This is a genomic window from Nonomuraea sp. NPDC004580, assembly GCF_040609855.1.
Taxonomy (GTDB): Bacteria; Actinomycetota; Actinomycetes; order Streptosporangiales; family Streptosporangiaceae; genus Nonomuraea; species Nonomuraea salmonea.
The window spans coordinates 41,873-53,983 of record NZ_JBEXLH010000027.1 but is presented as its reverse complement, the minus strand read 5'-3'; the positions used below and the strand labels follow the sequence as shown (position 1 = coordinate 53,983).

Annotated in this window: 13 protein-coding genes; 3 read left to right on the top strand and 10 right to left on the bottom strand. The window is 70.5% G+C overall.

Annotated elements, in window-relative coordinates; translation table 11 throughout:
- Positions 1–172: 172 nt before the first annotated feature.
- From ABZW11_RS25945 to ABZW11_RS25905, 9 genes are all read right to left on the bottom strand, one after another.
- Positions 173–532 carry a metal-sulfur cluster assembly factor gene (locus ABZW11_RS25945; RefSeq protein WP_355421877.1) on the bottom strand — a complete coding sequence of 120 codons (360 nt, stop codon included), beginning with the start codon at positions 530–532 and terminating at the stop codon, positions 173–175.
- Positions 529–969: a Fe-S cluster assembly sulfur transfer protein SufU gene (gene sufU / locus ABZW11_RS25940; protein ID WP_355421874.1), complete on the bottom strand. Its 441-nt coding sequence runs from the start codon at positions 967–969 to the stop codon at positions 529–531. Before sufU ends, ABZW11_RS25945 begins: the two co-directional genes overlap by 4 nt.
- Positions 970–971: 2 nt before the next feature.
- On the bottom strand, positions 972–2,228 hold the full coding sequence (locus ABZW11_RS25935) for a cysteine desulfurase (RefSeq protein WP_355421871.1): 1,257 nt from the start codon (positions 2,226–2,228) through the stop codon (positions 972–974).
- Positions 2,225–2,971 carry a Fe-S cluster assembly ATPase SufC gene (sufC, locus tag ABZW11_RS25930; protein ID WP_345386094.1) on the bottom strand — a complete coding sequence of 249 codons (747 nt, stop codon included), beginning with the start codon at positions 2,969–2,971 and terminating at the stop codon, positions 2,225–2,227. Before sufC ends, ABZW11_RS25935 begins: the two co-directional genes overlap by 4 nt.
- A 4-nt stretch (positions 2,972–2,975) precedes the next feature.
- Positions 2,976–3,296, bottom strand: coding sequence for a non-heme iron oxygenase ferredoxin subunit (locus ABZW11_RS25925; protein WP_355421868.1), 321 nt, complete (start codon positions 3,294–3,296; stop codon positions 2,976–2,978).
- On the bottom strand, positions 3,293–4,423 hold the full coding sequence (gene sufD / locus ABZW11_RS25920) for a Fe-S cluster assembly protein SufD (RefSeq protein ID WP_355421865.1): 1,131 nt from the start codon (positions 4,421–4,423) through the stop codon (positions 3,293–3,295). The genes ABZW11_RS25925 and sufD overlap by 4 nt, the downstream gene beginning before the upstream one ends.
- Complete coding sequence (sufB, locus tag ABZW11_RS25915; RefSeq protein ID WP_355421862.1) at positions 4,423–5,835, bottom strand: Fe-S cluster assembly protein SufB; 1,413 nt, start codon at positions 5,833–5,835, stop codon at positions 4,423–4,425. Before sufB ends, sufD begins: the two co-directional genes overlap by 1 nt.
- On the bottom strand, positions 5,832–6,530 hold the full coding sequence (locus ABZW11_RS25910) for a metalloregulator ArsR/SmtB family transcription factor (RefSeq protein ID WP_355421859.1): 699 nt from the start codon (positions 6,528–6,530) through the stop codon (positions 5,832–5,834). Before ABZW11_RS25910 ends, sufB begins: the two co-directional genes overlap by 4 nt.
- A gap of 92 nt (positions 6,531–6,622) precedes the next feature.
- On the bottom strand, positions 6,623–7,939 hold the full coding sequence (locus tag ABZW11_RS25905; RefSeq protein ID WP_355421856.1) for a multidrug effflux MFS transporter: 1,317 nt from the start codon (positions 7,937–7,939) through the stop codon (positions 6,623–6,625).
- A 188-nt stretch (positions 7,940–8,127) separates the two neighbouring features.
- Between ABZW11_RS25905 and ABZW11_RS25900 the strand changes: the two genes are divergently transcribed.
- Together ABZW11_RS25900 and ABZW11_RS25895 are read left to right on the top strand one after the other, a co-directional pair.
- Entirely contained in the window at positions 8,128–9,084 is a 957-nt protein-coding gene (locus ABZW11_RS25900; RefSeq protein WP_355421853.1) for an ABC transporter ATP-binding protein, read from the top strand.
- On the top strand, positions 9,081–9,848 hold the full coding sequence (locus tag ABZW11_RS25895; RefSeq protein ID WP_355421849.1) for an ABC transporter permease: 768 nt from the start codon (positions 9,081–9,083) through the stop codon (positions 9,846–9,848). Before ABZW11_RS25900 ends, ABZW11_RS25895 begins: the two co-directional genes overlap by 4 nt.
- A 3-nt stretch (positions 9,849–9,851) precedes the next feature.
- Here the strand turns inward: ABZW11_RS25895 and ABZW11_RS25890 are convergent, their stop codons facing one another.
- Complete coding sequence (locus ABZW11_RS25890; RefSeq protein ID WP_355421846.1) at positions 9,852–11,060, bottom strand: MFS transporter; 1,209 nt, start codon at positions 11,058–11,060, stop codon at positions 9,852–9,854.
- Between the two features lie 129 nt (positions 11,061–11,189).
- Between ABZW11_RS25890 and ABZW11_RS25885 the strand changes: the two genes are divergently transcribed.
- Entirely contained in the window at positions 11,190–12,110 is a 921-nt protein-coding gene (locus ABZW11_RS25885; protein ID WP_355421843.1) for an EamA family transporter, read from the top strand.
- Position 12,111: the final 1 nt, after the last annotated feature.

Sequence of the window (12,111 nt, the reverse complement as noted above, 5' to 3'; positions counted from 1 at the left end):
ACCAGGCACCGGCCGCAGGCGGTGCGAGACGCGCGATGAGACGTCAGGTATATCTGTTACCAACGCCGGGGATGTTATCGGATATTCCCCCGGGACGCGCCCGGACTTTCCGGAAACGCTATTGCACACTGAAACGGCTGACGCTTTACGCCAGCCGTGACAGCGGAAAAGATCAGACGTTGAAGCCTAGCATACGGAGCTGCTCGCGCCCCTCGTCAGTGATCTTGTCAGGGCCCCACGGCGGCAGCCAGACCCAGTTGATCTTCACGTCGGACACCATGCCGTCGAGCGCGGAATGCGCCTGGTCCTCGATGACGTCGGTCAGCGGGCAGGCGGCGCTGGTCAGCGTCATGTCGATGGTGGCGACGGGCTTGCCGCCGTCGGCCGGGTCGAGGTTGAGCCCGTAGATCAGGCCCAGGTCGACGACGTTGATGCCGAGCTCGGGGTCGACGACGTCCTTGAGGGCCTCCATGACTTCTTCGGCACTCGTCTCGCCGTCGAAATCGGTCGGCGTCTCCACTGGCTTGCTCATTGGGCAGCGCTCCTCACAACCGCATCCTTGTAGGCCATCCAAGAAAGCAACGCGCATTTGACACGCGCCGGGAACTTGGCCACGCCCGCGAACGCGACCGCGTCGCCGAGGACGTCCTCGTCGGCCTCCACCTGTCCACGGCCCTGCATCAGCCTGGTGAACTCGTCGACCACGGACAGCGTCTCCTCGACCGTCGAGCCGGTGGCCAGCTCGTGCAGCACGGAGGCGGCGGCCTGGCTGATGGAGCAGCCCTGGCCGTCGTAGGAGACGTCGAGGATCTTGCCGGCGTCGTCCACCTTGACCCTGAGCGTGATCTCGTCGCCGCACGTCGGGTTCACGTGGTGAACCTCGGCGTCGTACGGCTCGCGCAGCCCCCGCCCCTGCGGGTGCTTGTAGTGTTCCAGGATCAGCTCCTGGTACATCGACTCGCCGATCATGGCTATGCGAACACCTTCTGAACGTGATGGAGGCCGCGCACCAGGGCGTCGATCTCGCCCGTGGTGTTGTACAGGTAGAAAGACGCCCGCGTGGTCGCCGGTATTCCGAAACGCAGGTGCAGCGGCCGCGCGCAGTGGTGCCCGACGCGTACGGCCACCCCGAACGTGTCGTCCAGGATCTGCCCCACGTCGTGCGGGTGGAGGCCCTCCAGCGTGAACGACACCGTGCCCCCGCGCTCCTCCAGCGTCTCGGGGCCGATGACGCGCAGCCCGGGCAGCTCGCGCAGCGCCTCCAGGGCGTAGGCCGTCAGGGCGCGCTCGTGCTCCTCGATGGCGTCCATGCCGACCTCGGTGAGGTAGTCGACCGCCGCGCCGAGCCCGATGGCCTCGACGATGGGCGGCGTGCCCGCCTCGAACTTGTGCGGGATCGGCGCGTACGTCGAGCGGTCCATCCAGACCGCCTCGATCATCTCGCCGCCGCCCAGGAACGGCGGCATCGCCTCGAGCAGCTCGGCCCGCCCCCACAGCACGCCGATGCCCGAGGGGCCGACCATCTTGTGGCCGGTGAAGGCCACGAAGTCAGCGCCCAGCGCGGTCACGTCGGTGCGGTGGTGCGGCACGGACTGGGAGGCGTCGAGCGCGAGCAGCGCGCCCACCTCGTGAGCCCGCTGCGCCACCTGGGCCACCGGGTTGATCGTGCCGAGCACGTTGGACTGGTGGGCGATGGAGACGACCTTGGTGCGCTCGGTGATGAGCGCGGGGTCGTAGTCGAGCCGGCCGTCGCCGGTGACGCCGAACCACTTCAGCCTCGCGCCGGTGCGCTGTGCGAGCAGCTGCCACGGCACGATGTTGGAGTGGTGCTCCATCTCCGAGACGACGATCTCGTCGCCCGGCCCCAGCGTGAAGCGGGGGTCGGTGTTGGCGGGGTTGCCGAAGGAGTAGGCCAGCAGGTTGAGCGCCTCGGAGGCGTTCTTGGTGAAGACCACTTCCTCGCGTGCCGGCGCCCCGATGAAGCCCGCCACCTTGTCGCGGGCTCCCTCGTAGGCGTCGGTGGACTCGGCGCCCAGCACGTGCATGGCGCGCCCGACGTTGCTGTAGTGCAGCGCCAGGTGCTCCCGCATGGTCTCGATGACCTGGTTGGGCTTCTGTGAGGAGTTGCCCGAGTCGAGATAGACGAGCGGACGCCCGTCGGGCAGCTCGCGGGAGAAGACCGGGAAATCCTTCCTGATCTTCTCCACATCGAAGCTGATGGAAGTCATGCAGATGCCTTCGTGTACTGCTCGTAGCCCTCGGCCTCGAGCTTCTCGGCCAGTTCAGGCCCGCCCGCCTCGACGATGCGGCCCGCCGCGAAGACGTGGACGAAGTCCGGCTTCACGTAGCGCAGGATGCGGGTGTAGTGGGTGATGAGGAGCACGCCGGTCTCGCCGGAGGCGCGGAAGCGGTTGATGCCCTCCGACACCACGCGCAGCGCGTCGACGTCGAGGCCGGAGTCGGTCTCGTCGAGCACCGCGATCTTCGGCTTGAGCAGCTCCATCTGGAGGATCTCGTGGCGCTTCTTCTCGCCGCCGGAGAAGCCCTCGTTGAGGTTGCGCTGGGCGAAGGCCGGGTCGATGGACAGCGCGTCCATGCCGTTCTTCAGGTCCTTGGCGAACTCGCGCAGCTTCGGCGCCTCGCCGCGGACCGCGGTGACGGCCGAGCGCAGGAAGTTCGAGACCGACACGCCGGGGACCTCGACCGGGTACTGCATGGCCAGGAACAGGCCCGCGCGGGCCCGCTCGTCGACCGACAGCTCCAGCAGGTCCACGCCGTCGAGCAGCACCTGGCCGCCGGTGATCGTGTATTTGGGGTGACCGGCGATCGCGTAGGCGAGCGTCGACTTGCCCGAGCCGTTGGGGCCCATGATGGCGTGGGTCTCGCCGGCCTTCACGGTCAGGTTGACGCCGCGCAGGATTTCCTTGTCCTCGACGGCGACCTGCAGGTCACGGATCTCAAGGGTGGACATGTGCTTAGGACTCCTTCGAGAGCGAGACGAGGACGTCATCGCCGTCGATCTTCACTGTGTAGACGTTGACTGGGCGGGTCGCGGGAGGTCCGGTGGGCTTGCCCGTGCGGATGTCGAAGCACGAGCCGTGCAGCCAGCACTCCAGCGTGCCGTCGTAGACCTCGCCCTCGCTGAGCTTGACCTCGGCGTGGGAGCAGATGTCGTGCAGGGCGAAGACCTCTCCGCCCTTGCGCACGAGCGCGACCGGGGTCTCATCGACCTCGACGCCGATGACCCCGTCTTCGGGGATGTCGGCGAGCTTGCACACCTTCTCGAAACCGCTCATCGCGCGAGCTCCGCCTCCAGGGCGTTCATGACGCGCTCACGGATCTCCTCGATCTCGATCTTCTCGACGAGCTGACCGAGGAAGCCGCGCACGACCAGCCTGCGGGCCTCGTCGTGCGGGATGCCGCGGGCCTGGAGGTAGAAGATGTGCTCGTCGTCGAGGCGGCCGGAGGCGGAGGCGTGCCCCGCGCCGGCGACCTCGCCGGTGAGGATCTCGAGGTTGGGCACCGAGTCGGCGCGGGCGCCGTCGGTGAGGATGAGGTTGCGGTTGAGCTCGTAGGTGTCGGTGCCCTCGGCCTCGACCCTGATGATGACGTCGCCGATCCAGACGGCGTGCGCCTCCTCGCCCTGCAGCGCGCCGCGGTAGTCGACGTTGCTCTTGCAGTTGGGCTGCGAGTGGTCGACCAGCAGGCGGTGCTCGAGGTGCTGCCCCGCGTCCACGAAGTAGACGCCCGACATGTCGGCGTCGCCGCCCGCGGCGGTGTAGGAGACGCTGGGTGACAGGCGTACGAGGTCGCCGCCGAGCGTCACCACGAAGCTGCGGAACGTCGCGTCCTTGGCGAGCTGGGCGTGGTGGGCCGAGACGTGGACCGCGTCGTCGTTCCAGTCCTGGAGGCTGACGACCTTGAGGCTGGCGCCCTCGCCGACGACGAACTCGATGTTGTCGGCGTAGACGGCGCTGCCCTTGTGGTCGAGCACGAGCACGGCCTCGGCCAGCGGCTCGACCTTGACCACGATGTGGCCGTAGGCGGCGCCGCCGGCGACGGCCTGCTCACCGGTCAGCGTCAGCACGGTCGGCCTGGAGGTGACGGCCTCGCGCGGCACCGTGATGACGGTGGCCTTCTCGAAGCTGGTCCAGGCCTGGGCGCTGACCCGGTCGGACGGCACGAACGACGTGCCGAGGCGGGCGTCGTCGCGGCCGACCGTCTCGACGGTCACCTCGGGCGCCGCCTCGACGTCGACGCGGACGTGGCCGGCCGGCTCGGCCTTGCCGTTGTGCAGGCCCTTCAGGCGGGAGAGCGGCGTGAAGCGCCACGCCTCCTCGCGACCCGTCGGGACGTCGAAGTCGGCCAGGTCGAAGGACGACTTCTCGTGCAGGGTCGACAGGGGCTTCTCGTTCAGGCCCATCAGCCGACGGCTCCTTCCATCTGCAGCTCGATCAGCCGGTTGAGCTCGAGCGCGTATTCCATGGGCAGCTCACGCGCGATCGGCTCGACGAAGCCGCGCACGATCATCGCCATCGCCTCGTCCTCGTCGAGCCCGCGGCTCATGAGGTAGAACAGCTGGTCCTCGCTGACCTTGGAGACCGTGGCCTCGTGGCCCATCGAGACGTCGTCCTCGCGGACGTCGACGTAGGGGTAGGTGTCGGAGCGGCTGATCTGGTCGACCAGCAGGGCGTCGCACTTGACGGTGCTGGCGCTGCCGTGGGCGCCCTCCTCGATCTGCACGAGACCGCGGTAGGAGGTGCGGCCGCCGCCGCGCGCCACCGACTTGGAGATGACGCTGGAGCTGGTGTTGGGCGCCAGGTGCACCATCTTCGAGCCGGCGTCCTGGTGCTGGCCCTCGCCGGCGAACGCGACGCTCAGCGTCTCGCCCTTGGCGTGCTCGCCCATGAGGTAGACGGCCGGGTACTTCATCGTGACCTTGGAGCCGATGTTGCCGTCGATCCACTCCATGGTCGCGCCCTCGTAGGCGACGGCGCGCTTGGTGACCAGGTTGTAGACGTTGTTGGACCAGTTTTGGATGGTCGTGTAACGGCAGCGGGCGTTCTTCTTCACGACGATCTCGACGACCGCGCTGTGCAGCGAGTCGGAGGAGTAGATCGGCGCGGTGCAGCCCTCGACATAGTGGACGTAGCTGTTCTCGTCGACGATGATCAGGGTCCGCTCGAACTGGCCCATGTTCTCGGTGTTGATCCGGAAGTAGGCCTGCAGCGGGATCTCGACCTCGACGTTCGGCGGCACGTAGATGAACGAGCCACCGGACCACACGGCGGTGTTGAGCGCGGCGAACTTGTTGTCGCCCACCGGGATCACCGAGCCGAAGTACTCCTTGAAGATGTCCTCGTGCTCGCGCAGGCCCGTGTCGGTGTCGACGAAGATGACACCCTTCTCCTCGAGGTCCTCACGGATCTTGTGATAGACGACCTCGGACTCGTACTGGGCCGCGACGCCGGCGATGAGGCGCTGCTTCTCCGCCTCGGGGATGCCGAGCTTGTCGTAGGTGTTCTTGATGTCGGCGGGCAGCTCGTCCCAGGAAGCGGCCTGCTTCTCGGTCGAGCGCACGAAGTATTTGATGTTGTCGAAGTCGATGTCGGTGAGGTCGGAGCCCCACGTCGGCAGCGGCTTCTTGTCGAACAGGCGGAGGCCCTTCAGGCGAAGGTCGAGCATCCACTCCGGCTCGTTCTTGAGCGCGGAGATGTTGCGGACGACCTCCTCGGACAGGCCTCGCTTGGCCGCCGCACCCGCGGCATCCGGGTCGGCCCAGCCGAACTTGTAATTCCCGAGGCCTTCCAGCTCCGGGCGGTCGGTGACAGTCACCTTCCGGTCTCCTTGCTCTTGTCTTTATGTGCGGAATCGGCCAGGGACTGGGGGGACACGTGCGTCGTGCACACCCCGTCGCCGTGGGCGATCGTGGCCAGGCGCTGCACCGGGGTGCCGAGCAGCTGCGCGAACGCCTCCGTCTCGGCCTCGCACAGCTGCGGGAACTCCGCGGCCGCGTGAGCCACCGGGCAGTGGTGCTGGCAGAGCTGGTCGCCGCCGGACTTGGCCTTGGTGGCCGAGGCGGCGTACCCCTCCGCCGACAGAGCCTGCGCCAGCATCTGCACGCGCTGGTCCGCGGGCACCGTCCGCATGGCCGGCTCCAGCCGCTGGAGCAGGCTCGCCACCTGCTCGCGGGCGAAGTCGGACACGGCTTCCTCTCCCATGCGCCGGGCCAGGAATCGCAGCGCGCTCCCTGCCAGGTCGTCATAGGCGTGCTCGAAAGCACTGCGCCCCGCATCGGTGATCGCGAACAGCTTGGCCGGCCGTCCGCGCCCGCGCTGACCGCGCGGGCGGATCGTGCGAGGCTCGATCATCCCCTCGGCCACCAGGGCGTCGAGGTGACGCCGGACGGCGGCGGGCGTGAGCCCGAGCCGCTCGCCCAGGGCGGCGGCCGCGATGGGACCATGCTCCAGGATCAGCCTGGCGACACGGGCGCGCGTGCCGCGCTCGCTGCCTGGCTCCATCGTGGACATGTTTTTCACAACATCAGTGTGCCGTAATTCCTTCCCGGTGCACAAACGGATCTGAGCAGGGGCGGGAATGGAATTTGTCACGCAGGGTAGGCTTACCTAACTTTTGTGGCCTTTGCCCGGCCCAGAATCGTGAACGACACCGCCGAGCACAGGAAGAGCCCGAGCATGACACATGCCATGGGCAGCGCGGAGCCGGAACCGGCAAGTCCGACCAGCGGGGCGGCCGCCGCGCCCAGTGCGAACTGCAGCACGCCGGTCAGCGCCGAGGCGCTGCCCGCGACCTGGGCGGGCTGGGAGCCGAGCGCCAGCGCGCCGGTGCCGGGCAGGGTCAGGCCCTGGCCGAGCATGATGACGAACAAGCCCGCCACCACGCCCCACAGGTCGAGGTCGGCCAGCGCGGCGGTCAGCAGCGTCACCGCGCCCGCCAGCGAGGTGGCCAGGCCGATGCGGACCAGCAGGACGGGCGGCACCCGTCCCGCCAGCCGGCCGCCGACCTGCGCGGTGATGGTCAGCGCCAGGGCGTTGAGCCCGAAGATGAGCGAGTACTGCTGGGGGGTGGCGCCGTACACCTCCTGGAGGACGAACGGCGAGCCGGAGATGTAGCCGAACATCGCGCCGAACGCCAGGCCGCCGGTCAGGGCGAAGCCCATGAACGTACGGTCGCGCAGGAGCTGCCAGAACGTGCGCACGGTGTGCCTGAGCCCGCCGGCCTCGCGCTGTCCCGCCGGCAGGGTCTCGCGCACGCCGGCCAGCACGGCCACCAGCAGCACGAGGCCCGCGAGGCTGAGCGCCACGAACACCCCGCGCCACGACGTGAACGCCAGCAGCTGCGCGCCCGCGATCGGGGCGAGGATCGGCGCGAGACCGCTGACCAGCATCAGCGTGGCGAAGATGCGGGCGATGGCGGCGCCGTCGTACAGGTCGCGCACGACCGCGCGCACGATGACCAGCGCGGCGCCGCCCAGCACGCCCTGCAGCAGCCGGAAGACGATGAGGGCGGGCACCGAGGTCGCGAACGCGCACAGCAGCGAGGCTGCCATGAACCCGGCGACGCCGATCATCAGCGGCATCCGCCGCCCGCGCACGTCACTGAGCGGCCCGGCGACCACCTGGCCGACGGACACGCCGATGAGGCAGGCGGTCAGCGTGAGCTGCACCTGCGCGGGCGCGCTCAGCATCTCGGAGGTGATGGCGGGCAGCGCGGGGAGGTACATGTCGATGGACAGCGGGCCGATCGCCGACAGCGCGCCGAGGATCAGCAGCAGCAGTCCGCGGCGGCTCCTCCGCTCCTGCGGGACGGCCGTGTCTGCTGAGCCTGCTGGGTTCGGTGCTGAACCCGGTGCTGAACGCGGTGCTGCGGGTGTGGTGACGGACGGTGCTGCGGACGTGGCGGCTTCGGCCACGGACATGCGTGTTCCCCTCTCCTTCGTCGGCGCTGGCCCCACGAGGGCCGAGGGGTAGGAACGGTGTTCCGGTCCTCCTAATTCCCGGTTATCTGATATTTCCTGACTTTTCGCAAGAGCGGCATCTCCGGCCGTGCCGCCGTCGCTCTCACCTGCGCGGCGAACCGCCCCGTGGAGTCCCTAAACTCGTGGCCATGGAATCCCGAGCCGCCGACCCGCTGCCAGGGCCGGTCCCACGGCAGCCGCCTGAGCCGGCCGTCGAGGTCGCCGGCCTGGTCAAACGCTACGGCGCCACCACGGCCGTCGACGGCCTCACCTTCCGGGCCGGACGCGGCGAGGTCACCGCGGTCCTCGGCCCCAACGGCGCGGGCAAGACGTCCACCGTGGAGATCTGCGAGGGGTTCCGCAGCGCCGACGGCGGCATGGTCAGGGTGCTCGGCCTCGACCCGACGCGGCCCGAGCTGCGCGCCCGCGTCGGCATCATGCCGCAGGCCGGCGGCGTGCCGCCGGCCACGCGCTGCGCCGAGTGGCTGCGCCTGGTCGCCCGCTTCTACGCCCGCCCGCTCGACCCCGGCGCGCTGCTCGCGCGGCTGGGGCTGACCGAGCACGCCCGCACCCCGTTCAGGCGGCTGTCCGGCGGGCAGCAGCAGCGGCTGTCGCTGGCGGCGGCCGTCATCGGGCGTCCTGAGCTGGTCTTCCTCGACGAGCCGACCGCCGGCCTCGATCCGCAGGCCCGCCACGCGTGCTGGGACCTCGTCGGCGAACTGCGCGGCGCGGGGGTGTCGGTGGTGCTCACCACCCACCACATGGACGAGGCCGAGCGGCTGGCCGACCACGTCGTCATCATCGACAGGGGCCGCGTGGTCGCCGAGGGCAGCCCGGCCTCGCTGACCGGGGCCGAGCGGCAGCTGCGGTTCAGGGCGCGTCCCGGGCTGGCGCTGGAAGAGCTGCTCAACGCGCTCCCCACGGGCAGCGCGGCCAAGGAGTCGCCGGCCGGCCACTACATCATCGAGGGCCTGGTCGGGCCCGAGCTGCTGGCGACGGTCACCGCCTGGTGCGCGGCCGAGGGCGTCACGGCCGACGACCTGCGCATCGAGCGGCGCACCCTCGAAGACGTCTTCCTCGAGCTGACCGGCAAGGAGCTGCGATGACCGCGCTCGACCTCACCCCCGCGCCCGGCGCGGCGCCGTTCCCGCGCATGGTGCTGGCGCAGGCCGGCGCGGAGATGCGGGCCACGCTGCGCAACGGCGAGCAGCTGCTGCTGACGCTCATCATCCCCGTGCTGCTGCTGACCGGCTTCTCGCTGGCACCGCTGATCGACGTGGGCGGCGGCCGGCGGGTCGACTTCCTGGTGCCCGGGGTGCTGGCGCTGGCGGTCATGTCCACCGCCTTCACCGGGCAGGCCATCGCCACCGGCTTCGAGCGCCGCTACGGCGTGCTCAAGCGGCTGGGCGCGACGCCGCTGTCCAGGAGCGGGCTGATGCTGGCCAAGACCGCGGCCGTGGTGGGCGTCGAGCTGGTGCAGGCCGTGGTGATCGTGGCCGTGGGGCTGGCGCTGGGCTGGCGGCCGCAGGGGTCGTTCCTGGGCGCGGCGCTGCTGATCGTGGCGGGCACGGCGGCCTTCAGCGGGCTGGGGCTGCTCATGGCCGGCACGCTGCGGGCCGAGGCCACGCTGGCCGCCGCCAACCTGGTCTACCTGGTGCTGCTGGGGGTGGGCGGGGTGATGTTCCCGCTGAGCGCGTTCCCCGAGGGGGTGCGGCCGGTGCTGGAGGCGCTGCCCATCGGGGCGCTGACCGGCGGCCTGCGCTCCGTGCTCGCCGACGGCGCCGCGCTCCCGCTCATGCCGCTCGCCGTGCTCACGGCGTGGGCGGTGCTGTCTCTGGGGCTCGTCTCGCGGACGTTCCGCTGGGAGTGACGCTCAGCTTCCCGGCCCGGCTCCCGGCTCCGGGGCGGCGCACAGGGCGCCGTAGCGGCGGCGGCTGAGCACGGCCACCGCCGTCAGCGGCACGGCGGCGGCCGCGGCCAGGCCGAACAGCAGCGCGTACCGTCCGTCCTCGGCGAGCGGGCCCGCCGCCCACGACGCGACCGCGCTGCCGACGAACAAGGCACAGGCGAAGAACGCGATCGCGGTCCCCCTGGCCTCGGGCACGACCGAGGTGGCCCAGGTCTGCAGCGAGGAGTGCAGGAACGACCAGCCGCCGCCGAGCAGCAGCGCGGTGACGGCCACCAGCGGCACGTTGACGTGCACGCTCACCAGGGCGAACCCGAGGCACAGCTGCGCGCCGCCGACCAGCATGAGCACGGGTGCGGGCCAGCGTCCCGAGAGCGTCTTGACCAGGCGGGAGAAGCCCCAAAGGCCCAGCCCGTACGCGGTGATGGCCAGGCCCGCCACGGCGGCGGCCAGCCCGGTGTGCTGCAGCGCGGTGGCGAGGAACGGCATCGCGCCCAGCATGATGGCCCCTTCGGCGAACGCCAGCCCGAACACCAGCAGCGCCCACCGCTGCCCGAGCACCGCCCCGAGATGCCCGGCGACGCCCCTGCTCGTTCCCGCTTGTGCGGGCGGCTCAGGCAGCGAGCGCAGCGCGAGGGCGCAGACCAGCGCGCACACCGCCGGTACGGTGAACGCCACCCGCCAGTCCACGAACCCCGCCACCACCCCGCCGAGCCCGGTGGCCAGCGCCGTGCCGAGCGCGGCGGCGGCCATGAGGTCGGTGAGCGCGCGCTGGCGTACGGAGGGCGCGACGGTGTCCCCCACGTACGTCAGGCCCGTCGGGATGACCGCGCCGAAGCACGCGCCCGTGACGACCCTGGCCAGCACCAGCGCCCACAGCACCGGCATCAGCGCGGAGACCGCGCCCGCCGCGGCGGCGCCGGACAGCGCCCAGCGCATCACCCGCACCCGCCCGAACCGGTCGGACAGCAGGCCCCACAGCGGCTGGGTCAGCCCGTACGCCAGGTAGTAGCCGCTGGCGGCGGTGACGGAGGCCGACAGGGGGACGTCCAGGTCGGCGGCGATGAGCACGAGCATGGGGCTCACCGCGAACCGGTCGAAGCTGCTGACGAAGGAGGACACGGACAGGGCCAGTGGCGGCCGGGCGAGGTTCACCGGCGGGGTGGGGGCTTTCATCGATCCCTGGTGGTTTTGTCCGGAAATATGAGCCATGACGAGCCAACCGTCAGTAGTACCACCTCACGCTGGGAATGTCGCCTGACCTGGGTAAGCTCAGACGGTTGTCCCGCACCACCGAGGAGTTCCGTGACCGACTTCGCCCTCGATGATCCGCTCGACCGCGGATCCCGCCTGAGCGGCGCCGGCAACCTGCTGCGCAGCGCCGCCGACTCGATCCCGCCCACGGGGCTCGTGCTGCTCGGCATCTTCTCGGTGCAGCTGGGCGCCGGGTTCGCCAAGGAGCTGTTCGGGGTGCTGCCGCCGAGCGCGGTGGTGTTCCTGCGCATCGCGGCGGGGGCGCTCATCATGGGGGCGTTCGTCCGGCCCAGGCTGAGGGGGCTCTCCTGGCGTGACTGGGCGGTGGGCGCCGGGTTCGGCATCACGCTCGCCCTCATGAACCTCGTCTTCTACGAGGCGCTCGCGCGGCTGCCGATGGGCATCGCGGTGGCGATCGAGTTCCTCGGGCCGCTCGGCGTCGCCGTGGCGGCCTCCCGGCGGCGCATCGACCTGCTGTGGGTCGGGCTGGCCGGTGCGGGCGTGGTGCTGCTGGCCCCATGGGGTGAGTCCGACACCGTGAGCTGGCTCGGCATCGCGTTCGCGCTGATGGCGGGCGTGTTCTGGGCGGCGTACATCCTGCTGTCGGCCGCGGCCGGGCGGCGCTTCCCCGGGACGAGCGGGCTCGCGTTCGCGATGATCGTCTCGACCGTGGTGATCGCGCCCGTCGGCGTCACCACCGGCGGCGCCGACCTGCTGCAGCCCGAGCTGCTGCTCATCGGGCTCGGAGTGGGGCTGCTGTCGTCGGTGATCCCCTACTCGCTGGAGCTGCAGGCGCTGCGGCGGATGCCCAAGCACGTCTTCGGCATCCTCATGAGCATGGAGCCGGCCGCGGCGGCGCTGATCGGCGTGCTGGTGCTCGGCGAGATCCTGCACGCGCAGCAGTGGGCGGCGATCGTGTGCATCGTGGCCGCCAGCCTCGGCTCGACCAGGACAAGCCGGGCCAGGGGATAGT

Bases quoted from the DNA above. Each gene is read 5' to 3' on its own strand.
- ABZW11_RS25890 (WP_355421846.1), bottom strand. From the start codon at position 11,060: ATGAAAGCCCCCACCCCGCCGGTGAACCTCGCCCGGCCGCCACTGGCC.
- ABZW11_RS25905 (WP_355421856.1), bottom strand. From the start codon at position 7,939: ATGTCCGTGGCCGAAGCCGCCACGTCCGCAGCACCGTCCGTCACCACA.
- ABZW11_RS25935 (WP_355421871.1), bottom strand. From the start codon at position 2,228: ATGACTTCCATCAGCTTCGATGTGGAGAAGATCAGGAAGGATTTCCCG.
- sufD (WP_355421865.1), bottom strand. From the start codon at position 4,423: ATGGGCCTGAACGAGAAGCCCCTGTCGACCCTGCACGAGAAGTCGTCC.
- ABZW11_RS25945 (WP_355421877.1), bottom strand. From the start codon at position 532: ATGAGCAAGCCAGTGGAGACGCCGACCGATTTCGACGGCGAGACGAGT.
- ABZW11_RS25910 (WP_355421859.1), bottom strand. From the start codon at position 6,530: ATGTCCACGATGGAGCCAGGCAGCGAGCGCGGCACGCGCGCCCGTGTC.
- ABZW11_RS25900 (WP_355421853.1), top strand. From the start codon at position 8,128: ATGGAATCCCGAGCCGCCGACCCGCTGCCAGGGCCGGTCCCACGGCAG.
- sufC (WP_345386094.1), bottom strand. From the start codon at position 2,971: ATGTCCACCCTTGAGATCCGTGACCTGCAGGTCGCCGTCGAGGACAAG.
- sufU (WP_355421874.1), bottom strand. From the start codon at position 969: ATGATCGGCGAGTCGATGTACCAGGAGCTGATCCTGGAACACTACAAG.
- ABZW11_RS25895 (WP_355421849.1), top strand. From the start codon at position 9,081: ATGACCGCGCTCGACCTCACCCCCGCGCCCGGCGCGGCGCCGTTCCCG.
- ABZW11_RS25925 (WP_355421868.1), bottom strand. From the start codon at position 3,296: ATGAGCGGTTTCGAGAAGGTGTGCAAGCTCGCCGACATCCCCGAAGAC.